General features: G+C 34.9%; 23 protein-coding genes. 5 read left to right on the top strand and 18 right to left on the bottom strand.

Annotated elements, in window-relative coordinates:
- Positions 1-18: 18 nt before the first annotated feature.
- Positions 19-2,508 (top strand): hypothetical protein, encoded by a 2,490-nt coding sequence (locus tag EA412_06585; GenBank protein ID TVR79462.1) that lies wholly within the window; start codon positions 19-21, stop codon positions 2,506-2,508.
- A gap of 59 nt (positions 2,509-2,567) precedes the next feature.
- On the opposite strand, the gene EA412_06580 is transcribed toward EA412_06585, so the two are convergent.
- Both EA412_06580 and EA412_06575 read right to left on the bottom strand, forming a co-directional pair.
- Positions 2,568-3,668, bottom strand: a complete 1,101-nt coding sequence (locus tag EA412_06580) for a hypothetical protein (protein ID TVR79461.1) — start codon at positions 3,666-3,668, stop codon at positions 2,568-2,570.
- Entirely contained in the window at positions 3,643-4,023 is a 381-nt protein-coding gene (locus EA412_06575) for a hypothetical protein (GenBank protein TVR79460.1), read from the bottom strand. The genes EA412_06580 and EA412_06575 overlap by 26 nt, the downstream gene beginning before the upstream one ends.
- Positions 4,024-4,317: 294 nt before the next feature.
- Here EA412_06575 and EA412_06570 point away from each other — a divergent pair, with 294 nt between their 5' ends.
- Together EA412_06570 and EA412_06565 are read left to right on the top strand one after the other, a co-directional pair.
- Entirely contained in the window at positions 4,318-4,872 is a 555-nt protein-coding gene (locus tag EA412_06570; protein TVR79459.1) for a hypothetical protein, read from the top strand.
- Entirely contained in the window at positions 4,782-5,465 is a 684-nt protein-coding gene (locus tag EA412_06565; protein ID TVR79458.1) for a T9SS C-terminal target domain-containing protein, read from the top strand. The genes EA412_06570 and EA412_06565 overlap by 91 nt, the downstream gene beginning before the upstream one ends.
- Positions 5,466-5,548: 83 nt before the next feature.
- On the opposite strand, the gene EA412_06560 is transcribed toward EA412_06565, so the two are convergent.
- The 3 genes from EA412_06560 to EA412_06550 all read right to left on the bottom strand — a co-directional run bounded on the left by EA412_06560 (position 5,549) and on the right by EA412_06550 (position 9,083).
- Positions 5,549-6,283, bottom strand: a complete 735-nt coding sequence (locus tag EA412_06560) for a heavy-metal-associated domain-containing protein (GenBank protein TVR79463.1) — start codon at positions 6,281-6,283, stop codon at positions 5,549-5,551.
- 209 nt (positions 6,284-6,492) lie between these two features.
- Complete coding sequence (locus EA412_06555; protein TVR79457.1) at positions 6,493-7,059, bottom strand: AraC family transcriptional regulator; 567 nt, start codon at positions 7,057-7,059, stop codon at positions 6,493-6,495.
- A 101-nt stretch (positions 7,060-7,160) separates the two neighbouring features.
- On the bottom strand, positions 7,161-9,083 hold the full coding sequence (locus tag EA412_06550) for a T9SS C-terminal target domain-containing protein (protein TVR79456.1): 1,923 nt from the start codon (positions 9,081-9,083) through the stop codon (positions 7,161-7,163).
- Between the two features lie 316 nt (positions 9,084-9,399).
- Between EA412_06550 and EA412_06545 the strand changes: the two genes are divergently transcribed.
- Positions 9,400-10,299 (top strand): MerR family transcriptional regulator, encoded by a 900-nt coding sequence (locus tag EA412_06545; GenBank protein ID TVR79455.1) that lies wholly within the window; start codon positions 9,400-9,402, stop codon positions 10,297-10,299.
- A gap of 2 nt (positions 10,300-10,301) precedes the next feature.
- On the opposite strand, the gene EA412_06540 is transcribed toward EA412_06545, so the two are convergent.
- From EA412_06540 to EA412_06515, 6 genes are all read right to left on the bottom strand, one after another.
- The gene (locus tag EA412_06540; GenBank protein ID TVR79454.1) at positions 10,302-11,180 is read right to left on the bottom strand and encodes a DUF1295 domain-containing protein; all 879 of its coding nucleotides are present in this window, start codon (positions 11,178-11,180) and stop codon (positions 10,302-10,304) included.
- Positions 11,177-12,115 carry a hypothetical protein gene (locus EA412_06535; protein ID TVR79453.1) on the bottom strand — a complete coding sequence of 313 codons (939 nt, stop codon included), beginning with the start codon at positions 12,113-12,115 and terminating at the stop codon, positions 11,177-11,179. The genes EA412_06540 and EA412_06535 overlap by 4 nt, the downstream gene beginning before the upstream one ends.
- Complete coding sequence (locus EA412_06530; GenBank protein ID TVR79452.1) at positions 12,103-13,410, bottom strand: ABC transporter permease; 1,308 nt, start codon at positions 13,408-13,410, stop codon at positions 12,103-12,105. The genes EA412_06535 and EA412_06530 overlap by 13 nt, the downstream gene beginning before the upstream one ends.
- On the bottom strand, positions 13,411-14,316 hold the full coding sequence (locus EA412_06525; GenBank protein TVR79451.1) for an ATP-binding cassette domain-containing protein: 906 nt from the start codon (positions 14,314-14,316) through the stop codon (positions 13,411-13,413).
- Between the two features lie 152 nt (positions 14,317-14,468).
- Positions 14,469-15,260: an alpha/beta hydrolase gene (locus EA412_06520; protein ID TVR79450.1), complete on the bottom strand. Its 792-nt coding sequence runs from the start codon at positions 15,258-15,260 to the stop codon at positions 14,469-14,471.
- Between the two features lie 9 nt (positions 15,261-15,269).
- Positions 15,270-16,916, bottom strand: a complete 1,647-nt coding sequence (locus EA412_06515) for a glycosyltransferase family 39 protein (protein ID TVR79449.1) — start codon at positions 16,914-16,916, stop codon at positions 15,270-15,272.
- Between the two features lie 232 nt (positions 16,917-17,148).
- On the opposite strand from EA412_06515, the gene EA412_06510 reads away from it, so the two are divergent.
- Complete coding sequence (locus EA412_06510) at positions 17,149-17,868, top strand: glycosyltransferase family 2 protein (protein ID TVR79448.1); 720 nt, start codon at positions 17,149-17,151, stop codon at positions 17,866-17,868.
- A 63-nt stretch (positions 17,869-17,931) separates the two neighbouring features.
- On the opposite strand, the gene dnaJ is transcribed toward EA412_06510, so the two are convergent.
- The 7 genes from dnaJ to EA412_06475 form a co-directional block, all read right to left on the bottom strand.
- A complete protein-coding gene (dnaJ, locus tag EA412_06505) occupies positions 17,932-19,095 on the bottom strand; it encodes a molecular chaperone DnaJ (GenBank protein TVR79447.1) in 1,164 nt (387 codons plus the stop codon).
- A gap of 9 nt (positions 19,096-19,104) precedes the next feature.
- Positions 19,105-19,683 carry a nucleotide exchange factor GrpE gene (gene grpE / locus EA412_06500; GenBank protein TVR79446.1) on the bottom strand — a complete coding sequence of 193 codons (579 nt, stop codon included), beginning with the start codon at positions 19,681-19,683 and terminating at the stop codon, positions 19,105-19,107.
- 77 nt (positions 19,684-19,760) lie between these two features.
- On the bottom strand, positions 19,761-20,309 hold the full coding sequence (locus tag EA412_06495; GenBank protein TVR79445.1) for a TlpA family protein disulfide reductase: 549 nt from the start codon (positions 20,307-20,309) through the stop codon (positions 19,761-19,763).
- Positions 20,310-20,371: 62 nt separating this feature from the next.
- A complete protein-coding gene (locus tag EA412_06490) occupies positions 20,372-20,800 on the bottom strand; it encodes an acyl-CoA thioesterase (GenBank protein ID TVR79444.1) in 429 nt (142 codons plus the stop codon).
- Between the two features lie 3 nt (positions 20,801-20,803).
- Positions 20,804-22,114, bottom strand: coding sequence for a UDP-N-acetylglucosamine 1-carboxyvinyltransferase (gene murA / locus EA412_06485; protein ID TVR79443.1), 1,311 nt, complete (start codon positions 22,112-22,114; stop codon positions 20,804-20,806).
- 12 nt (positions 22,115-22,126) lie between these two features.
- Entirely contained in the window at positions 22,127-22,786 is a 660-nt protein-coding gene (locus EA412_06480; GenBank protein ID TVR79442.1) for a DUF4290 domain-containing protein, read from the bottom strand.
- 18 nt (positions 22,787-22,804) lie between these two features.
- Positions 22,805-25,102 (bottom strand): ATP-dependent DNA helicase, encoded by a 2,298-nt coding sequence (locus EA412_06475; GenBank protein ID TVR79441.1) that lies wholly within the window; start codon positions 25,100-25,102, stop codon positions 22,805-22,807.
- Between the last annotated feature and the right edge of the window lie 251 nt (positions 25,103-25,353).

Below are 25,353 nucleotides of genomic sequence, written 5' to 3'. Positions count from 1 at the left end.
TGGAACGGCGATTCAACCATGAATGCTGCAACAGCAACCGGTTTACCGGCAGGAACACACAATGTTTTAGTCACGGATTCTTTTGGTTGTAACCAATCAATTATCGTCGAAATTACCCAACCTACTGCTTTAAGTGCTACAACTAATACATCTAACGTCAGTTGTTTTGGTGGCAATGACGGTAGTATTACCGTAGATGTCAGCGGTGGCACACCGGCTTATCAATTTTCATGGAACACCAATCCCGGACAAAACGGACAAACTGCCCAAAATCTGCAGGCAGGTCTTTACGAAGTGCTTATTACTGATGCGAATGGTTGTCAGCTTACGGTTTCTGATAGTGTAACTCAGCCTTATTTACCCGTAACTCTGAATGTTTCCGCAACAGCTGTTAGCTGTTATGGGGGTAATGATGGGCAAATTGAAGTTTTAGCAACGGGTGGCAATGCGCCTTATGATTATTCATGGTCAAATGGTGATACAACATCTGTAAATTCAGGATTAAGCTCAGGATTTTATTCACTTACTGTTACAGATTCAGAAGGATGTAATTCAAGTAAATCCAATATTTTTGTAATGCAGCCTCTTCCTCTTTTGGTTGGTTATGAAAAAGAACACATAAGGTGTTATGGTGAAGATAACGGGAAAATTTCTATTACGGTATTGGGTGGGAATGCACCATATTCCTATACATGGTCAAATGGCATTTCAGCATCTAGCATACAAGATGATTTGTCTCCCGGTTATTACAACCTCACTATAACAGATGAAAATGGATGTGAAAAATACATCGACAGCATTGAGATTATAGAGCCATTGGAAATACAAATAGCTCTGCTATCAGGAGACGAAAGTTGTCCTGGTGAATTTAATGGATGGGTAGCAGCAACTGCCACCGGAGGGTCTATGCCTTACCTTTACCAATGGAGCAATGGTTTTATGGGGAAAAATATAAATGGTTTAAGTGCGGGTAATTATAACCTTACTGTTAGAGATATTAATAATTGCAAAGCAAAGTCAAGTATCATCGTAGAAGAAGGTCAACTTCCTGACCCTTTAAATCTGACAGACTATGCTTCCTGTTACGGTGACAGTTTAACGATAGTTTTGCCTGAAGAATTTGAGTATAACTGGTCATCAACTGCTTATATCAGTTGTGACACCTGCCATAACCCGATTATTTATTCATCAGAAACATCAATTTTTCATGTAACTGCTTCTATCCCTAATACTAATCAATGCTATATTGAAGATTCTCTTAATTATCAAATTCTGCCATTTCCTGAAGTTCAATTGCCTGCCGACACAGCTATATGTAAAGGCAATGGAATTGAAATAAACATAAATAGTACAGATAGTATATTATGGTTAAGTGGAAATGGAATTCCATGTATTGATTGTCCTTCAAACTTTATTTACCCTGAAATTTCCTCTGAATATCATATAGCTGTTTATAATGAATATGGTTGTATAAATTATGGGACATTAAATATTGATGTTTTTCCTGAACCTGAATTTATAATTGATCCTGATACGACAATTTGCTCCGGGCAACATATAAATTTAAACGGAAACATAGTCTCAGATAACACTACCCTAACATGGCTTTCTGATGACGGGAGCTTATATTTAGACTCAGAACAAATTTCTGTTAATCCACACCAAACGACAACCTACTATGCATATGCAGTAAATCAATACGGCTGTAGCTTGTCAAATGAGACAACAGTTTATGTTGTTGAAAATCAGAGTACTACTTTTGTTGATAGCATTGCAATTTGTAAAGGCCAAGAGGTTCAGCTGGAATCACATATTCCTGAACTTGATGAAAATAGTACATTTACTTGGTCCCCGGAATGGATGTTTGAAAATGCTAATGAATTAAACCCTGTTGTCAGTCCTCAGCATGACATAACATTTCAACTTTCAACCGATGGAGAAATCTGTGAAAACTTTGTTCAATATGTGCATATTGTAGTTGAAGAAGGCCCTGAAGTTAAAATAAGCTATGAATTGACAGATATAACTTTGAATACCTATCAATTACTTAGTTCTGCAATTGGAAATGAATTAGAATACTATTGGAGTCCGGATGAATATTTAGATTGCTCAGATTGTCCAAACCCCCTAATTTTAGAAAATGGAAGTTCTTTTTTTGAATTAACAGTTATAGACAATAATGGCTGTGAAGCTACTGATTCCATTTTCTTACAGATAACAGATTACTGTTTAGAAGACATTTTTATTCCAAATACATTTACTCCTGATGGCAATGAAATCAATGACATATTGTATGTAAGGAGCCGAAAACTTGAGAGCATTGATTTTTTCAGAATTTTCAATCGCTGGGGACAACTGGTGTTTGAAACTAATGACATCAACTCCGGATGGGACGGAAGGTTTAATGGTGTCATACTAAATTCAGATGTATTTGCTTATCATTTACAGGCAAGATGTTTTTCCGGTGTAACGGTAACAAAATACGGGAATGTCACTTTATTGAGGTAATGTTCTAAAATGATTTTTCAAGCTTTATAAAGCAAATATTTTAAAATAAAATCAACTTCTTAATCCTCTTTCATTATTTTTTTTAGTTGCTTTTCCAGCCAGGCTTTGTTGGTAATTTCTTTGGTTTGATTAATCATTTCTATCAGCTTTTTAGATGCCTTTTCCAGTTCTTTTTTACTCTTCCATTCTGTATCCGATTTTAGTTGAAAAGCTTTACGGGTAAATCTTATAAAATTAATATGTACTGAGTATTGATATTTTGAAACCAGCTTATTTCTACGAAGATAATTTATAAAAGCATCCAAATGCCAATTGAGGGCATCGTGCTCATTAAGTTCAAAATAAATTTTCATCAGCATGGAACGGCCGCCCAATGCAAAATAAATATCCGTAAACTCCACCTTGTTAAGCAGTTCTAGAGCTTTGTCATAATCTCCTTTTTCATAGTATAAAGATGCCAGATTGTATTGAAAAACATGCTCCCGGATTCCGGGCTCCAATTTTTCTTTGTATTGAAAAATAAAATCCTCTGCCCAATCAAAAGATTTTGTTCGGCAAGCAATAGTAATCACATTTTTAAAGTCCGATGCAGGGAAAAAACCGCTTTCATATATGAGTTCGCGATGAATCATTTCTTTATAGAGAAAAAGCAATTCCTCCAAAAAAAGTGAATCTCCTTTATTGATACGTTTGATGCAGTAATTCTGTGCGTAATCAAATAGAACTTTTTCTTCATTTTCTGCTATTGCACTACTGTCAGCTGAAAGATTTTTTTTCAATTGAAAAAAATGTATCTCATTTTCAGGCTCTTTCAATGTCAACAGGATGAAGTAATAGTTTTTAATGGCAGATATTGAAAGATACTTTTCCTTATCAGAATGAATCAGCCGAATGATCTCTTCCATCAAGGGGTAGTCATAATCAATGTTCAGAACATTGCTCCTGTTGAGCATATCGCACCAATATTCAAGCTTATTAGCAATGAAAAATAAATCCAGACTGTCTGACTTTTGCTGTAAATGATTTGTTCCGGCTTTCTTTTTCCTGTTGATGAAAAAATTATCCATTTCATTTTCAATGCATAATTTGTAATAAAAATGCAGTTTGTCATTTTCCGGAAGTTGTTTTAACAGTTTAGCTGCATGCATATTTTTTTTCATATAGAAAATTCAAGCCGGTGTTTTTTATCTTTAACAAAGCGAGATAATGAGGTAAAAATGTATCTGTATTAAAAGCTTCTGCTGCCAGAAAATGTTCTGTAAGCTCCTGCAGATAGTTCATCAGGTGAGAGAGCTTTGAATAATCATAGGTTTGGCCGGGGAATAGTGATTTATATACTTTTTTGCGTTCAAGCTGACCTGTATCAAAGCCAGGATAACAATTGTAAATATACTGCATAAGTTCAATCACATTTATATGCTTGTTGTAATAAGGGGATTCTACAAAAGCTTTTAACCGGTTAAGATCAACTTTTCCCAGAGAACGAATTGTTTGAATGAGTTTACTGTTTTGCATCTTTATTCAATTTTGTGCAATTTATACTTTTTGTCAATATTATTTTGTTAAGTAAATTTTTATTTTGTCGAAAATGTTTGTCTATGGATTTTTATAAGCATCTGTTTTTCTTTTATTTATATTAACAATTGTTCATTTTAAATCTAATTTTTATCCGAAAAGTATGAAAATTTGTCTTTTCATTTCATAAAGTCTGTGTTTACTTTTACATGTGAAAAAGACCATTAACGGACAAAAAAATAAATACTCATGAAAAACTTACACTTAAAAACAGTACTATTTACATTTATACTAATGTATGTATTTCTGAATCACATTGAATGTCAGGCAAATTGGACAGTTTATAATACTTCTAACTCTGATTTACCAAATAACATTATTAGCGTCATTAAAATAGATGACACCGGATCCAAATGGATTGGTACTCTTGGAGGAGGCTTAGCCAGTTTTGATGAGAATAACTGGACTATTTTTAATACAAACAACTCTGATATTCCTCAGAACTCACTTTCATCTATTGCCATAAATCAAAATGATAATATTTGGGTTGGAACTTTCGGCATGACTGGTGGGGGTATAGCAAAGTTTGATGGTGTCAATTGGGTTGTTTATGACACTTCCAGTTCTGATTTACCTGATTATTATGTCAACGCTTTGGCTGTAGAGTTAAATGGCGACATCTGGGTTGGGACTAATGATGGATTAGCAAAAATTCTTCGCAAAATGGGCCTCCTCTATTTGTTCAGTTACCGGACACAATGTATCCGGGGCAAATTACGATTGCAAGTATTATTTACGGAGATGCAAATTCACCCGTTGATGAAATCTATGGAATTGCATTTACTATGAACTATGATGAAGAATTAATGGAGAATTCACCAAGCCTCATGTATGACAGTTCATGGGTAGGCACTCCGGGAGTAAATCTACTTGGGTTTTCAAAACACTTCCCCGGCACCGGAACCTCAGATATAGCCATTACCCGTACTAATCAACAAAACATAATCTCTCAATATGGAATAATTGCTGAAGTGAGTTTCGTGATAAAAGACGATCTTTCCGGTAAAGGCCTGACATATTATCCAATTGAATTTAGTATCAGCAATGTTAAAGCAATAGATAAAAATGAAACAGAACTGGAAGTACAAACAATGACAACCACTTCAATCATTGAATTTAATCCGGTTAGTGTAAATGAAATTCAGGATGAAAACCAAATTAAAATTTATCCAAATCCTGCTATTGAAAAAATCAATATTCAATCCGGTAAGCAGCTGGAAAAAGTATATTTATTTGACCTTTACGGCAGGTTAATTTTTGAAAGCATACTGCAAACAAATGAAACTCAAATCAATACTGATCACTTACCGGCAGGATATTATATGCTAAAAGTTCAAACAAAAGATAAAACCGAATGGCTTAAAGTGAATGTTGGACGATAAAATAGAGATACCTTAATAATTCCTAAAGGCTTTCATGGACTCTGTTTACAGATTCTATAAAGCCTTTAGTTTTTTGATAATTCTTAAACTACCATAATCAGCATCCCTGCAGCCATTGCCACCATTAGCAAATCTTCAATTATAGTTACTGTACTCATCGGCAGATTAAAGACAGTTCCAAGACAAGCGCATTGAATTTTTTGCTTATCAAGCACACTTTGTATTACTCCTATACTGCTGAAGCCCATAATTACTATTGTTGCAACATAAGTATAAAGTGGAAAAACACCGGTCAGATATGCTATACCAAGTCCAAGTTCCAAAAAAGGATATACATATCCGTAGTTATATATTTTTTTTGCTAAAAGATCGTAAGTAGAATAGCTTTCTGCAAAACCTTTGAGGTCAAGAAACTTAAAAAAAGAAAAAGTAATGAAAAATCCAGCCATAAAGTATTGCATCCAGAGCATCCAATCAACAACACCTGCTGAATAAGCTGCTAAGAAAGAAACACCGGCAACAAAGGCAAAAATCAGCAGAATGGGCTTATATGTTTGAAACCATGAATCTTCATTCTCCGTTTCTGTTTCTTCATGCTGCATATCGACATCCTTTTCGGAAATTGTATAATTACCGATATCAGACAAACGCTTCTGCAAATCACTTGTTTGAATGTGTTTATCCATTTCTATTTCAGCCTGCTTCTTTTCAAGACTGACTTCTGCCGTAAGGACATCCGGATGCTTAAGGATTTCGCTTTTTACCTTAGATACGCAATTCCCACAAGTCATCCCTTCTACTTTATACGTGTGTTTCATTTTAATAGATTTTATTAATAATTTATCCAATGATTTCTAACATCGGTTGAACAATTTTATCAGCTTTTCTTCTACATCCCTTGCTGTTAAATAATTGTTCTACAAAATTACTGACTTAAAACTGTATAGGCTTTATACAATTTCCGGATTAGTTTATAAAATTTATGGATTATAGCTAAACAAAGATTCAGGAAAAAAAAGGATTTATTTTAAACCTCGTCCAGTGGTTTCCGCTTTTTTTGTTTGTTTTTTTTGAATTGAGAAGGGGTAAAACCGGTAACTTTTTTAAATTGTCCTGATAGGTGAGACACACTGCTATAATCCAGTTTGAATGCTATCTGACTAAGGGTGAGTTCATCATAAACCAGCAGTTCTTTTACTTTTTCTATTTTTTGAAGAATAATAAAGTGTTCCACTGTTATTCCTTCAACTGAGGAAAATAAATTACTCAGGTAGCTGTAGCTTTGATTTAACTCTTTGGAAATCATATCTGACCAATTTGCATTATGCTCCCCGTCTGTTTCGTGAATTGTTTCTATGATGATATTTTTTATTTTTTCAATCATCCGGCTTTTTCTATTATCAATCCGTTCAAACCCAAGCTGTTCGAGTTCTTTATCTAATTCCATCAATACTTTATCAGATAATTTTATATCTCCTAAATCAATCTCGCCCAAACTTATCGAAACAGGCTTTATTCCCAGTTTTTCCAACGTAGCTTTTACAACCATAATGCAACGGTTGCAAACCATATTTTTAATGTATAGTACCAATATTATTCTTAATTTTTAAAGTATATGATGAAACTAATACTTTTAACAAAAAAGAGGCAGCCTTTTGACTACCTCTTTTAAAAACAACTTCTTTTAAAACAAATCTATTGCTTAATAAATCTGCTTATACGATGACTATCTCCATCGGATACTTTTATAAAGTAAACTCCGGGAGAGTAATCTTCTACTGGTATCGTTTTAACATTTTCACCACTAAAACTCACACCTGATTGATAAACAGTTTCACCAAGTACATTTGTTACACTTAACTCTAATGGCTTAAATCCGTTATATTTCATGTAAATATTAATATTTGTACTAGTAGGATTGGGATAAACTGAAATTTCCAAAGGTTTATCTTCATCAAGGCTATACTCAATTGCCGGTAAGAAAATTTTACCGGTTTCAAACCAAAATCTATAATGACCTTCAGGTGCAACTATAGGTTTAGTCATTTCTTTGCCGTTATTACTTTTAGCATGTAGGTAATATTCAATTGTGTCCATAACTGTAAAGCCGGGATTCAGAATGCTGCCAACATAGTAACCCATGCTATCTGTTAAGCTAACACTTTTCCATGCTTGTCCGTTAACTCTCCAACGCAATTCAGCATCTTCTATTCCACTTCTGTTGGTTATTCTTGATTTAAAGTTATATTCAGATTGAGCTGCCTGAAGACCTTCAACCGGAGGGTGCCAAAAACGAATTGGGTTATCCGCCGGAATTTGCATAGTTATACAATGTATAGCGCCTCCCATAGGAGTTAACAATCGGGCATCTATAGGTACAATATTGTATCCCGGCATAATTTCTCTGTAGTATTCTATGGCAATTGAGTCCTGCTCGGCGTCTCCTGAGTTATTATTAGAATAAATCGGCATTATAAAACTTCTGTTTACAAACAAACCATTCACATAACCTCTGGCATCCGAATTTATCTGGCCACAACTGGTTGCTAAATCGCCATTATCTCTGTTGGGAACCGGAGAACGTACTATTTCCATTGGTGTTCCATAAGTTGATATTGCCGGTGCAAAATGATTGTCAATATTATCATTAATTATATCCCGATCTTGAGCTGTAACTTCTTCCGGATATTCCGTTACTAAAATTGATCTTTCATCAATAAGCTTGGCATACATATCAATATGCCCGGTACCGCCGTCACAACTTAAGCGCAGGGGTGCAGCCACAGAATGAAAATCAAAAGTTGATTTCTTATAATCATCCACAATCTCTTCAGTCCAAATAGGGTTTCTGTCATAAGCACCGGTACTATAGTAACCAAACCCAAATCCATCAACCATTAAATTTCCGCCCTCCTGATACAAATTCATCACGTAATTATCAATACCCATCATATCTGCTACAGCCTGTGGTATGTCATTATCCAAAGGTCTTGAAGGATAATATTGCATATCAATGAATGCCAACTCATCTTCTTCTCCGTGATAAAATCCAAATGGACCGTAATCACGTGCCCAGATAGAATTTGAAGGGACGTTTAAGAACTTATGGTTATAAAGTGTTTTGCCCTCCATGTCCATCATATTGTGCACATTTGTTGTATCTCCCGAATAAACTATCCAAACCTCGGCCTCCTGTTGAATAGCATCCGCAAGAGCAGTATAAAGTCTTCTGTATGCTCCACTACTACTGGTTGGCCAGCGAAGCAAAACGGATTGAACCTCTTCGAACTCACCGGGGACCCACATATCTTCAGGCATTTCTAACACATCGGGTTGATTACCACATACATCTAAAAAATCAAAGCAACAGTCCCCATGTTGAACACAATCATTATCACACCAACATCCACTTGGAGCTTGCTCACCACAAATACCATCACATGAATCTGTCATCCTATCACTTGACAATTGGCCTCTTAATTGACCATATTTCTGCATTTGATATGCTTCTATTTCTGCCTGAGTTTGATATTTAGGTAAGATATCTTCGGCATTAGAGGTGGTAAAAAGAATTAATGCCGGAAGGAAAAAACAAACGAATTTATAAAGTGCGCGCATGTAATTTATTTAAGTTAAAAAATGTTAGTCAAATATAATAAAATTAATTTAAAAAGCTAAATCCTTGTCAACCAATAGGATAATTGTTATAAAAAAACAAACAATTTGTTTTTAAACTATATTTCTTGACATTTATAATTCAAATCAAAGAATATTGAAATTCTTTTGAAATACCTGATTCAGTATAACTTTATTTAAAAAATATGTTAATTTTTTTTAGTTGTGCTACCATACCTTAGGTTGTTTTGTTTAACTTTGAGAGCAACAATTATAAACAATAGCACGTAAATAATTGTTTATTAAAAAAAAATAAATTTTGTCTAAATATACAATTAAGGAACTGGAACAAATTACCGGGATAAAAGCACATACTATAAGAATTTGGGAACAACGTTACAATATCCTAAATCCTTCAAGAACTAAAACAAATATCAGGTATTACACCAACAATGACTTAAAAAAAGTCCTTAACATTGCTTTCTTAAAAGAAAACGGTATTAAAATATCAAAAATTGCCAAACTGAGTGATGATGAAATTTCTACTCAGGTATTAAAGTTCTCAAATGTAAAATGTGACTCTACTAATATAATTAATACCCTTACCACCACTCTTGTTGATATGGATGAGGAGCAATTTGAAAAAACCATAAATACCTGTATCCTGAGGCATGGTTTTGAAGACTGTGTGGTTAAAGTTCTTTACCCTTTTCTACGAAGAATTGGAATAATGTGGATGGCCGGTAGCATAAACCCGGCTCAGGAACATTTTATGACAAACCTCATTCGACAAAAGTTGATAGTCGCAGTTGATGGTCATATAAACCCAAGTGGTAAAGGTGTGAAAAAATATTTACTATTTTGTCCTGAGGGAGAGCAACATGAGTTAAATCTTTTATTTTCAGCATACATCTTAAAATCAAGACATAATCGAGTCATTTACCTTGGCTGCAGTGTACCTGAAAATGACCTAAGAGGGGTTTGTGACATACATAGCCCGGAATTTATGGTTTGCTCAATTACTACAACTCCCTGCGCTGAAGACATACAATCATATATAAATAAATTGTCTGTTCAATTTCCGGATGTGAAAATTATTTATTTAGGTATAAATATAGAAAAGGCAAATGTTAACGTTCCTGACAATTCTTTTGTATTTAACAATGTTGATGAATTTCTAAGCTTTGTTGAAAAAAATAAAAGTGATAGTGACCTCTAATTTTAGTCGTTTTTAAACCATGGAATCAAAGCAGACTTACGTTTTTGTTCTACAATATATTGAGGATATTTAACCAACATTCTATTCTCCATCAAAGGAATACTGATAAAAACAAATAACAATATCATGCATATTATGCCACTATACATCCACCATTCCATATTTCCGGCTGATATTCCAAATAGAAGTATAGAAAACCAAAAAAGTATTTCCCCAAAATAATTCGGGTGCCTGGAGTATTTCCACAGTCCGGTATCAATAATCTCTTTTTTGTTTGTAAAGCGTTTTTTAGCCCTGTGGGCACGCATTTGTTCGTCAGCAAACCATTGAATGGCAGCAGCTGCTAATCCTGTAATTATTGCAAAAACACTTACAAGATCTAAAGACATGGCGTCAGATGTATAAACTGAAATTAAAGGCAGACATGCTGCAAATACAATTAATGTAGGGAATAGGTGTATGCCCGAAAAGTTTACTAGAGGATAAGATTTCCCTGTTTGTTCTCTTAACTGCTTATATCTCCAATCCTCATGAGAAAGTCCTTCCCACCCCCTATACCAGTTTGTTGTTAATCTTACAGACCATACTAATATCACTAAAAAAGAAACAATTTCCGGAATACTCCATTCCATCCCACCGAATGAATATTTCCAATATAATGCAATAAATACAGGAGCGACACTCCAATAAGCATCATAAAAACTGGCGTTTCTGAAAATTACACTAAAGCCAAAAACAGCAGCAGTTGCAATTATATCTGCAGCTAAAGCTTTATAAACCGGACTTTCAAAAGGCAAATACATTACGCTTAAAACAGCCGCTAATAAAGCTACTAGGTAACAGACTAAAACCCAAAACAATCCTACCCATTTATTTTTCATAATCTATTTACTTTTTCAGACGCCATTTCATCTGCCAAAGCATTTCGTAATGAAACTGTCGTACAAAATACAGACTTTATACTAAATTGCCGCATGACAACTTCTATCAGTAACAATGCATAAGGCATTAAATCTGCACGAAGAGGATGCATGCCCGGAATTAATTTAATTTCTTCCGGATTTTTAGCCAGCACATCTTCTGTAACTGCAGTAAAATCTTCTTTTTTCACTTCTAATAATAGCGGGCATTTATCTTTACTCATAATGCTTCCTAAAGTTTCAAATGCACCGGACAAACCTATAATTGATGCATTCTCCGGAATAGAAATTGATTTCAAATCAGTTATGGAATCTTGATAAAAGCCTTTCAAATAAGCAATTTCACTCGACTTTGGAGGATCACTAAACGGAAACTTATTTTTCACTTTAGAGCTGCCAATAGGAAAGCTTACCGAGTATAATATTTTTTTATTTTCAAAAAAAACAAATTCTGTACTCCCTCCACCAATATCCATTAATAAAAAAGGTTGGTGATTATCATCCAACAAACTGCATACCGCCTGAAAAGCATAATCTGACTCTTTTTGCCCGTCAATAATTTCTATTTCAAGCGAAAGACTTTTCTTTATTTCATTTATAAAGTGCATACCGTTTTCAGCACTTCTCCAGGCTTCAGTGGCAATCGCTTTAATAAAATCAACTTTATACTTCTTAAAATCATTGCTAAAGTTTTTTAATGTTTCTTCGGCCAATTTTAATTTTTCATCAGTGATTATCTGACTATTTTTTTCAAACACTTTCACAAAAACTTCCTTTTCGGCAATTACTGTTTTAGATTGACTAACAGTATCATAGTCCACAATAAGGTACCGAAAAGTATTTGTACCTAAATCAACGGCTGCTATTCTTTTAATATTTTTCTCTAACGATACCATACCCAGCGGAATAGTTCTCTGACAGTTACTTTTTTACCATACATTAATATTCCGGTTCGATAAACTTTTGAAGCGAACCAGGTTGTAAATACAAAGCCGGCAATTAAAAAGCTCATTGAAAGCAAGACTTCCCATAAGGGAACCCCGAATGCTATTCTGGCAGGCATAATAATAGGACTGGATAGCGGAATCATAGATGACCAAAAAGCTAAGGGGCTATCCGGTGCAGACACCACAGACATCATTATAACCATTGAGATGATAATAGGAATAGAAATTGGGAAAGTCAAAGATTGTAAATCTCCGTCATCATTAGTAGCTGAGCCGATTGCAGCAAACAAGGCTCCATAAAGCAAATATCCGCCAATGAAATAAAAGATAAAAGTCAGTCCGATCTTGAGCAAAGGTAAATCTCTAACAGCAGCAATTGTTTCCATTACCTGATCCGGATTTACTCCGCTGGCTTCAGCAGCAGCTGATGGGCCGGCTATTTCATCGAGTGAGGATATACTCCCTGAAAATGCCAGACTTAAAAATACATTGGCAATGGTAATTAATACGGCCCACAATACAAATTGGGTGATACCTACCAATCCAATACCGATTATCTTACCCATCATTAATTGAAAAGGTTTTACAGAAGATGCTATAATTTCTACTATCCGATTTGTTTTTTCTTCCATAACACCTTTCATCAACATGGTACCGTAAACAAATAAGACTATGTAAATCACAAAACCCATTATATATCCTATTGCGGTGGCGACTATGGTATTTGCTTCCCTAGTGCCTGCTGCACTAATCACCCGGGGACTTACAGAAACAGAAATTGCCTGTATTTCCTTTAAAATCTCACTATCAATATTTGTTTGTTCTACTTTAACTTCCCGCAAACGCTCACTTAAGCGCCTTTCTATATATGATATAGTTTGTCTTCCGGGTTGATTTTCCGATTGATAAACTATTCCTGCAGGGAATTGCAAATTTCTGATTTCCGGGATATACAAAATTCCATCAAACCCCATCTCTTTATAATTTTCTTCCAGATAGGTAAGAGTGGTATCCTGAAAGAAAAAATATAAACCCTGACCATCAGGAATTTTCATTTTAAAAAAATTACTTTCGTCTAAAACCACCACCCTTTGTCTGCTCTCCATAGAGTATGCGCTAATAAAGAAAATAGCTATAAAAAACAAGACAAACCCCAATGGAGCAAGTACTGTAGTTAGAATAAACGACTTTTTTCGCACCCTTGTCCAAAATTCTCGAAAAATGATTAAGCGTATTTTTTCCATCTAATTTTCGGTTACTTTTTTTATAAAAATTTCATTGATAGTCGGGAGGATTTCATTAAATGATTTAATCCCCATACCTCTATCCAGATAAAATCTAATCAATTCATTAGATGTTTTATCTGCCGGCATTTTCACAACTACTGTATTATGATTCTGATTAATCACTTCATATACATCATTTTCAGAAACAGCCGGAAGGTTTTCTGAATCAAATTCAAGCTTGTAAATATTTTCTTTAAAAGATTCTTTAATATCACTCACTTTGCCTTCTAAAACTTTCTCTCCTTTATGTATGAGTGCAATTTTTTCACATATTTCTTCTACTTGCTCCATTCGGTGCGTTGAAAAAATGATAGTTTTACCCTTGTCTTTTAGTTCAAATATTTCTTTTCGTATTAAACTGGCATTTACAGGATCAAGTCCTGAAAAAGGTTCATCCAGTATTAAAATTTCCGGGTCGTGTACAACTGTAGCTATAAACTGTATTTTTTGTTGCATACCCTTGGACAACTCTTCAATTTTTTTCTTCCACCACTGCTCTATTTCAAACTTTTCTAACCAAAAATGAATTCGCTCCTTTGCTACCTTTGAGCTCAAACCCTTCAATCTTGCAAGATAAATCAAATGTTCTCCGACTTTCATTTTTCGGTACAATCCCCTTTCTTCCGGCATATATCCGATTAAAGTCTGTCTATTTTTAGGGTTTTCAATTCCTTTTATAAAAACACGACCTGCATCTGCGCCAATTATATCCGTAATAATCCGGATAAGTGTGGTTTTCCCTGCACCATTCGGTCCCAATAATCCAAAAAGATTTCCTTCGGGAACTTCTAAACTAATATTATGTAAAATTTTCTCATTTCCATAAATTTTCGAGACTTCCTGTAAGCTCAAAATACTATTCATGTGCTTAATTTATTTAGGTTTTGAATGAGCTTTCTTCTTTATATCCACCTGAAAATTGCATTTTCAAATGCTTTTTTTGCTTAAAAATAAAGGCTAAATGACGGGCAAAGTTAGCTAAATATTAAGTGGTTTTATTAGATTTTATGTACTGTTTAATGAATTTTCTTTTGAAAATTTAAAGTTTTTTTCAGAATTCCCGAAACCTTTGTAGGTTCTTCCAGCAATCCCATGTGCCCTGAGTTTTTTAAAATATGAAAGTCAGTAAAATCTGCTAACTCTGCCATTTTAGCACATTGTTCCAGTATCATAAATTTGTCCTGATCGCCCAGAATCAAGCACAATGGAACATTAGATTTCCGGACAACTGTAGTTCGGTCAGGCCTGTTTATCATGGCTTTTGTAGAGCAAATAAGACTCTCAGCCGGTATTGATGATGATTTTTTCAATAAGCTATCATAAACTTCAGGAAAATTTAATTTAAAATCAGCGTGAAAAATTGTCTTGTAAAACTCCTTTATAAATGGTCTGCTTCCATATTTCTCAATAAATTCCAAAGTTTTTTTCCTGTTACCGACACGATCTGCACTATCTTCAAATGCATGAGAATTTAGTAATGCCAAATAATTTAACTTTTGAGGAAACTTATCTAAATAAGCCAAACCTACATAGCCGCCCATTGAATGACCGGTAAAAGTAAACTCTTTTACTTTTTCAATTTCTATTATTTCATCAATTTTATCAGCTATTGAATCGATTGTTAAGGGTTTATCTTTTGGCAAGTCAGAATTTCCAAATCCCGGCATATCCGGAATAATTAAAGTAAAAGTTTCACTAAGCTCCGGCAACATCATATCCCACACAGTGCCATCAAAACCAAAACCATGCAATAGCAGCATCACCGGCCCTTTCCCTTTTTTTACATAATTCAACTCAGCCTTTTTCATTTGTCTGGTTTATTTCTTTACTACAACTATATATGTCAGCCATCGTCCTTTATCAGAGATCCATCCATCTATCTCATATGTGTCATAATTTTGCAGCACAACACTTTCTGTAAGATAATTTTTCCTTTCCTGAAATCTTTCAGAATCTGTAATCCATGCATGACCTGCTGTAGTGAAATTTTCAAAACCGGCTTCATGCCTTATGTCTGTATATGAGATTTTCTTGGTGTGCAAATAAAAAGGCAAAGAAGGCAGTGGATAAGGAATATCTAAATATACTTTTTCAATATTTGGTTTATCTATAACAACATTAGCAGCCTTTTTAGTAGCAGAACGTGCAGGTTCTAATAATGGAACTGCCAATAACCAACCGACACTAACAAAAAACAAACCTATAATCATTCCATTTTGATACCACATCAATGCTTTCTTTTTGAAAATAAAAACCAACTGAAGGATAGAAAACAGTAACCATATTCCTAAGGCTGAATATAACAAAGGCTGAAAGCCGATATCTATGACAGAGTTTAACCCCAGAGGCAAACCAATCGCAATTCCTATTGCTAAAAGTAATCCAAAAGAAGCAAACAGCTTGTTGGATGTAGAATTCAGCTCATATAAAAAACGGCTATTTTGTAAATAGTAGCCCATTAAAAGGGCTATTCCCGGCATTGCGGCAAGTGCATATGAAGGTAGTTTACTGGGAATGAATTCATATAAAAACCAGGAGGGGACAAACCAGGCAAAGAAATAAAGATAATTAATGTTGCGCCTGGAATTGAAAACTCCTTTTTTCAACATTACTCCAAGGGACTTAAAAAACAGGGGTAAAAAAGGGAGAAATGATAAAATAAAAAGTGCTAAAAAGTATCCCGGAGGACCTGTTTGCCCAAAGGCAACACCACCTTTTGCCCTATCCAGTATATACCAGTCAAGCATCCACATTACAAAAACACCATCATCATATTGCCATGCCTGTCTACCCCAAAAATAAAGAGGAAGCAATGCAAGAGGGAGAAAAAACCATGGATGCAGTCGCAACAATCTCCAGCGATTTGGATGAAAAATCAGCAGTATAAAAGCCATGCCCCCTGCCAACATCAAAACCGGCGGGCCTTTAGTCATTACACCTCCTGCAACCCCCAACCAAACTGCAAACAGCCATCTTTTTTTTGGCTCATGCATAAAACATATAATCCCGAGGGCTGCCATGGTTTGCCAGGATAACAAAACAGCATCTGTCACAGAAATTTTTCCGAGATGGGGCAAAAATAATGAAGCACACAAAAGCAATACAGCCGTTACCGCAGCCTGATGGCCAAAAACCCGCCTGCCCATAAAATAGGTACACAACCAGGTTAGCATAATTGCCAAACCTCCCGGAAATCTAACGGCAAATTCATTTACTCCAAAGATTTTATAACTGACTGCAATAGTCCAAAAATGGAAGGGGGTTTTTCTGTGTGGCTCCGACCAAAGAAATTCAGGAATTGACCAGTTGCCGGTCTCTATCATTTGAAGAGCAAAACCTGCATAAGCAGATTCATCCTGATCCCAAAGCGAGAAATATCCGTTTAAAATAAACAAATTTAAACTACCCCAAATAATAAATAGCCATGTTAAAACGGCTGAAATTCCTCTTGTATTTGACAGCATATGTAGTTACAAAATTAGTATTTATCTTTATTTAGCCTTAGTTTTTGAAAAAAATCAATTTATTTTATATAAAAAATCGCAAATTTGTGGAAGTATTCGGCAATTTCTTTTTGAGCTAATTCTTAATTGTAAGTTTTGAATACAATTGTTTTTATTAATGAAAAAATTAAAACACCTTTCGTATCCTTTTTAAATAGCCGTTTACGCTTTAAAATTCTAAATAGATTTTCCAATGAAAAAATTGAGCATAGTTATACCTTCTTATAATGAAGCAAATACAATTCACCAAATATTGGAGAAGATCATTAAAGCTAAACTACCCGAAAACATTTCCAAAGAAATTATCATTATAGACGATTGTTCGACAGATAATTCAGAAACAATTATAAATACATTTATTGCGGAGCATAAGGACGTAGTTCTAATTCGGTATTTCAGACAGGAAGTGAACAAAGGAAAAGGGGCTGCTATTCGTAAGGGTATTGAATTAGCAGAAGGTGATTTTCTAATTGTTCAGGATGCAGATATGGAGTATGACCCTGATGAATACACTATTTTACTGAACCCTATTTTAAATGGTCGTGCCGATATTGTTTACGGATCAAGGTTTATGGGTGGAAACCCTCATAGAATTTTGTTTTTCTGGCATTCAATCGGGAATAAGTTTTTAACATTTTTATCAAATATGATGACCAATCTGAACCTGACAGATATGGAAACATGTTACAAACTTTTCAGAACTGATATAATAAAAAAAATAAAACTGAAAGAAAACCGCTTTGGTTTTGAACCGGAAGTTACGGCAAAAATTGCCAGAATTCCCGGAATTAGAATATATGAAGTAGGTATATCATATTATGGAAGAACTTATGAGGAAGGGAAACACATAAACTGGAAAGACGGGTTCAGGGCTATTTATTGCATATTTAAATACGGTTTTTTCAGACGTTAGGAGCTATTGTCTATAAAATCTCCTTTTTTTCTTACGCGATAATATTTTGTGTTGAAAAACAACCTAAGAAAAATAATCCTTCATTCTTGAAAAGAAGCCTTTCTCCTGTTTGTTAGGCATAGGCTTGAAGTTTGGAGAATCTTTTAGTTTTTCTAAAAGCTCCTTTTCCTCAGGAGACAATTTCTTTGGGGTCCATACATTCATATCGACCAATAAGTCTCCTTTTTCATAAGGGTTATTAATATTGGGTATCCCTTTGTCTTTCAGTCTAAAAATCTTTCCACTTTGGGTTCCCGGAGGTACTTTTATTCTTACTTTTCCTTCTACTGTAGGAATTTCAACAGAAGTTCCTAAAACGGCATCTATGAAACTAATATGTAGCGGGTAAATAATGTTAATCCCATCACGCATAAGCTCTTCATGAGGAGTTTCCTCGACTAATATTATCAAATCACCGGCAGGACCACCTTTTTCACCGGCATTTCCTTTGCCACTTAATGAAAGCTGCATGCCGTCAGATACTCCGGCAGGTATATCTACTTCTACCATTTCTTCGCCGTATATACGTCCTTCTCCGCTACATGCCTTACAATTGTTTTTGATGATAGTTCCGGAGCCATGACAGCTTGGACAAGTGCTTGCCGTCTGCATTTGCCCTAAGATCGTATTAGTTACTCTTCGGACCTGACCTGAACCATGACAAGTAGGGCAAGTTTCAACATCTGCACTATTTTCAGCACCCGAGCCGTTACAAGCCTGACAAACAATTAGTTTTTTTACTTTCAGTTTTTTTCTGGCACCTTCAACTATCTCTTTAAGACCTAACTTTACTTTGATTCTTAAATTAGTTCCTTTTCTGCCGGTTCTTCTCCTTGATGAAGACCTAGTTCTGCCACCTCCAAAAAATGCCTCAAAAGGATCATCATTACCAAAGATGTCGCTGAAATTGGAAAAAATATCTTCCATATTCATACCCTGACCCTGGCCACCAAAACCCTGACCTTTAACACCATCATGACCAAAACGATCATAACGCTCTCGTTTTTGAGGGTCTTTGAGCACCTCATAGGCTTCCGCAGCTTCTTTAAACTTATCTTCAGCTGATTTATCCCCCGGATTTCTGTCCGGATGATGTTTTAAAGCTACTTTTCGATATGCTTTTTTTAACTCTTCTGCTGTAGCACTTTTAGATACTCCCAGTATCTCATAATAATCTCTTTTAGACATAATTTTTTACTATTTTCCTACTACCACTTTTGCAAACCTGATAATTTTATCTTTTAAAAAGTATCCTCCTTCTAATTCGTCAACTACTTTTCCTTTTTTATCTTTTCCGGCCGCAATTTCTGTAATAGCTTCATGTTTATCTGTATCAAAATCTTCCCCAACGGTTTTCATTTTAACCAAACCCTGAGACTGAAGAGTAGTGGTTAGTTTTTTATGAATTATGTGCATTCCTTCTTTTATTTGGTCAGCATCATCAGATTTTTCATTTGATACAACAGCACGCTCAAAATCGTCTATAACAGGAAGTAATCTTGTCATAATCTCAGAAGTTGCTGTATCAATTAACTGTAAACGCTCTTTAGCTGTCCTTTTTCTGAAATTATCAAAGTCTGCATAAAGTCTTAAGTATTTATCTTTTTGCTCTTCAATTTTTGCTTTCAGCAACTCTATTTCTTCTTCAGGAGTTAATTCAACAGTAGTATTCTCAGGTGATTCTTCATTAACATCTTGCTCTATATTTTCATTTTGAGAAGTGTCCTTAGCTTCCTCATTATTCATGTTTTCTTGCTCTTTTTCTGTCATCTTCATTATTATTTTTAAAAACAAATAATATTTTTTTCATTAACCAATCAAATTCCTTGCCATCCAAAAATTAAGACAATTTGTCAGTTTATTGCTAAACGCCACTCCAATTGCCTTATCAATTCATTTTTATCCGGATTAACACCTATAATTACTCCATTATGATCTAATAAAAATGAAGCGGGTATGCTGCGAACATTATAAAGTGCAGCTACTTCAGAACGATTTCCCTTTAAATCACTTAAATGATGAGGCCATGAGAGCTTATCCTCTTCAATTGCACGAAGCCAACGATCTCTGTGTTCATCAATGGAAATGCTTACAATGGTAAATGAGTTTGCTCTTTCAAATTTTGCATCTTTAAACCGATCGTATACTTCTACCAGCTTTGGATGTGCTCTTCTGCAAGGCTGACACCATGAAGCCCAAAAATCCAATAAAATGATATTCCCTTTCAAATCTGACAAGGCAACGCTATCACCTTGTATATCCGGCAATACAAATTCAGGGGCCTCTGAACCATTTGTTAGCGTATCATCAGATTGGAACAAGCCACAAGCTTTTAGCATCATAAGTGATCCCACTATTGAAAAAACAAAAAGTGTTTTTTTAAGCAATTGAAACTTTTTCATTGTTGAAATTATTTTTACATGGAAATTTCTTTTCCAATATCTCTACGATTTTTTAAGGTAGTTTAGTTTGTAGCTTCCTGAAAGTTATTTACTTTTTTAATCCACCATTCCGGAACAGAAATAGATTGCCCTTTCGTAAAATCAAATGAAACCATCACGGTTTTTCCTTTAGCAACTATTTGACTTTTTTCCTCTTCTTCAATTAAAAAATCATATTCTATATCAAAAGATTTTGTACCAAACCGGCTGATATAAGTATTTACATACAATTCATGATTTATGAGTACCGGTTTTAAAAAATCTATTTCTGCTTTTGCCAGAATAATACCTTCTTTTTTCCAGTCTACTTCCCCACCAATTACAACATTAAAGAAATCTATACGGGCAACTTCCATATAACTTAGGTATCTGGCATTATTAACATGCCCGAGCATATCAAAATCCCCAAAACGGGTTTGAATATATGTTTTATGTTTTTTTACTTCTGACATAAACTATTCTTTAATTCTTTTTATACCGGCTCCAATAGCATTAAGTCGCTTATCAATATATTGATATCCTCTGTCAATTTGATTGATATTATATATCTTACTTTCTCCCTTAGCAGACATGGCTGCAATTAGAAGCGAAACTCCGGCTCTGATATCGGGCGAAGTCATAGAAATTCCTCTCAGAGGTGTTTGCTTATTTAAGCCTACTACAGCAGCTCTGTGAGGGTCACATAAGATTATTTGAGCCCCCATATCAATTAATTTATCCACAAAAAACAATCGGCTTTCAAACATTTTCTGATGAATCAAAACACTCCCCTTTGCCTGAGTAGCTACGACCAGCACAACACTTAGCAAATCAGGTGTGAATCCGGGCCAAATAGCATCTGCAACATTTAAAATAGAACCGTCTATATAGGTTTGAATTTCATAAGAATCCTGAGCCGGGATATAAATATCGTCCCCTTTGAGTTCATAAGAAATACCAAGCTTACCAAAAGTAGCCGGGATTTGTCCAAGGTCTTTAAAGCTTACATTTTTGATAGTAATTTCGGACTCTGTCATGGCCGCCAACCCCATAAAACTACCTATTTCAATCATATCAGGCAATATTCGGTGTGAGCAACCACCTAACTTTTCTACTCCTTCAATTTCTAAAAGGTTCGACCCTACACCTTTGATTTTTGCACCCATGCTATTAAGCATTTTGCAAAGCTGTTGTAAATAAGGTTCACAAGCAGCATTAAATATAGTAGTATTTCCTTCAGCCATAACCGCTGCCATAACAATATTGGCTGTTCCGGTTACAGAGGCTTCATCAAGTAGTATATATTTCCCTTTTAAACTATCGGCATGTAAATGATAGAGTTGTCTTTCTTCCTGAATTTCAAATTTAGCTCCCAGCTCCTGTAATCCGATAAAGTGAGTGTCAAGCCTTCTTCTTCCAATTTTGTCTCCACCCGGTCTGGCTAGCCATGCTTTTTTGTATCTCGCCAGCATTGGTCCGGCAATCATTATACTTCCCCGTATGCTGCCGGCTTTTTTCACGAAAGCCTCTGACTGCAGATATTCCATATCCACATCAACTGTTTTGAAGCTATAAGTATCTGCTGCCTTTTTACTGACTTCCACGCCCAAATCTTGTAACAGACTAATCAACATATTTACATCCCTGATGTCCGGTACGTTTGAAACAGTAATTTCTTCAGGAGATAATAAAACCGCACATAAAATCTGAAGTGCTTCATTTTTTGCTCCCTGAGGAATGATGTCACCTTTTAACTTATGGCCACCTTCTACCTGAAATAATTCCATATTATATATTTTTTAGGATTTTTTTCTTTTCTTAAAACCGCCTCCGCTGAAGTTTCTATTTTGCCCCTTAGGCTTTCTGTAAGAAGGAGTCGTTCTTGCTTTTGGCTTTTTAGTAAGATTAGATTTCTTTAAAATCACATCGTCATCAATAGATAATTTTCCATTACTGAGTGTTTCCAGATCCTGCCTGATAATTATATCATTAACAGTATCCTGATTCCACTGTTCATAGACTAACTTCATATAATTCCCCACCACATGAGTGAAAGCCTGACGTTTTTCATCATCCTCGATTTCAAGTGCTTTTTTAATCATTTTTTCAACAAACTGGCCATAATGCCTGTAGTTCATTTTTCTAACCGGATAAGGTATTGGTGCCGGTTTTATCGCAAATTGCTCTTCAGTAGGAATCGGGTACGGAGACTCAACATCCAGTTTAAAGCGGGATACGATGAAAAGATGATCATACAGTTTGTGTCTGAATTCTTCTACGTTTCGTAAATGGGGATTTGTTTGCCCCATTAAATCTATAATGTATTGAACAACTTGTTGACGTTCTTTATCATCTTTTACGGTAATTGCATATTCAATTAATTTCTGAATATTTCTTCCATATTCTCTGAATACCAGTTGATTTCTTCCGGTATTATATTCTAAATCCATATTTTCCATTAAATTATTATTTTATTTCTATAAATAATCACGGTTAAAAATACGCAATTTAGCATACTTTAACATGATTTTCTTTTGTCCGTGTTCTTTAAAAAAAATAGTGGCAATTTTATTTTGATCCTGCCCGTCTATACTTTGAATTTTTCCATTTCCAAATCTCAGGTGCTCAACGTCCATTCCAACTTGTAGCTTAGAAGGATCATCTGCTTTAAAATCAGATGCTGCTTCGGGAGAGACATTCTTTTTGGCAAAAGTCCTGACCGGCGGATTTCTAAACTGGCCGTTTTGTGGAGTAGCCGGTTTAGGTTTAGTGCTAACACTTTTTTGCTTTACATGATTAAAAACAATTTCATCCGGCAATTCACTTAAAAATCGGCTGGGCTCCTGAAACTCTAATCTTCCAAAGCGATACCTTGAGGTGGCATAACTCAAAAATAAATGTTTTTCGGCTCTGGTAACGCCAACATAAAACAATCGTCTTTCTTCTTCCAAATCATCTCTGCTGTTCATAGCCATCATGGATGGAAACAAAGACTCTTCCATTCCAACTATAAAAACACAAGGAAATTCAAGTCCTTTGGCTGCGTGAAGAGTCATTAGTTTTACATGATCGCTTTCAGTATCAGCAGTGTCCATATCGGTCAATAAGGTGATGTCCTGAAGATAGGTAACCAGACTTTTATCTGTTTTAGCAACCTCGCCTTCCAAAACTTCATCCTGCTCAGAAAACTCTTTTATACCATTCAGTAATTCCTGAACATTATCAAACCTACTGATTCCTTCTACAGACTTATCATCATTCAATAATTTCAACAAACCGGATCTTTTGGCAATATCGAACGCTAAATCATAAGCTGATTTTTTTTCAAGCTGTTGCTGAACATCTTTTATCATGGAATAAAATCCTGTAATTGCATTTAAGGTTTTCGGTGGTAATCGAAAGTTTACATTTCCGGGATTTTCATATATTTCTTTAACAATGTCCCAAATTCTGATATCATAAGCATTTGCTGAAATAGAAATTTTCTCAATTGTAGTTTGACCTATACCTCTGGCAGGAAAATTAATGACTCGCCTTAAAGCTTCTTCATCATATGGATTTACGACTAATTTAAGATAGGCCAGCAAGTCCTTTATTTCTTTTCTTTGATAAAAAGCAGTTCCGCCATAAACTTTATAAGGAATATTTATTCTCCTGAGAGACTCCTCAAAGGCCCTTGACTGAGCATTTGTTCTATACAGAATTACAAAATCATTATTTTTGAAATGGTTTCTGTGCTTCAAATCAAAAATTCCATCGGCAACTAAACGACCTTCTTCATTATCAGAGGGAGACCTGAAAATATGTACTGACTCTCCGGATTCATTATCCGTCCATATTTTCTTTTTTAAACCTTTTTTATTATTCTCAATAATTTCATTTGCAGCCTTTACTATTTTTTGGGTAGATCGATAGTTTTGTTCCAACTTGAAAATCTGCACCTCAGAAAAGTCCTGCTGGAAATTTAGAATATTATTAATATTTGCTCCCCTGAATGAATAAATACTTTGAGCATCATCACCAACCACACAAATCCTTTCATGCACAGCCGCCAATTTTTTAATGATGCTGTATTGCACAAAATTTGTATCCTGATACTCATCAACCAAAATGTAATCAAAATTATGCTGATACTTGTGAAGAACATCCGGATGCTGCTCTAAAAGTATGTGTGTATTTAAAAGTAAATCATCAAAATCCATTGCCCCTGAAAGCTTGCAACGTTTACAATAATTATGATATAACTCCGCAAATCGTTTTTTACCATTAATCTCATCTTCCGTAATGAGCATGGTATTTTTTGCATATTGGGCCGGTGTAATTAAATCATTTTTAAGGCTGGAAATTCTATATTGTATACTTGAAGGTTTATACATTTTTTCATCCAGCTGCATTTCTTTAATGATTGTTTTAATCAAGCTTCTGGAATCTGTGGTGTCATAAATTGTAAAATTAGAATCATAGCCGATTTTATGGGCTTCAATGCGAAGTATCCTTGAAAAAACCGAATGGAAAGTCCCCATCCAAATATTTTTAGCTTCGCTTCCAACCATTTTAAAAATACGTTCCCGCATTTCTTTAGCAGCTTTGTTGGTAAAAGTAAGTGCCAGAATTTTAAAAGCATCAATGCCACCCTGATCAATCAGGTATGCAATACGATGTGTTAAGACTCTGGTTTTTCCTGAACCCGGCCCGGCTATTATCATCATGGGAGATTTAGGACTACAGCTCACTGCATTCCTTTGGATTTCATTTAAACCTTCTAAATAATTCATTCGCGCTTTATAACGATTTTTTTCACCGAATTTCGGATTCGTATTTTAAGTCTGTTCCATATTTTCTAGCGAAATCGGCTGATTTATGCTGCCTTTATGGAAAATTAATTGTTTTTAAAACTCTTTTATCTTTTAAGATATTGCTTTTATATCCGGTTGTAAAGATACAAATTGTGAAGGATTTAAAAATTGTCTTGCCGGTAGTTTTAAATTATATCACAACTATAGAAATTATAAACCAATCCCGATTA

It is taken from the genome of Chitinophagaceae bacterium, assembly GCA_007695095.1.
Taxonomy (GTDB): Bacteria; Bacteroidota; Bacteroidia; order Chitinophagales; family REEL01; genus REEL01.
The sequence above is the reverse complement of the archived record's forward strand: the minus strand, read 5'-3'. Positions and strand labels throughout refer to the sequence as shown.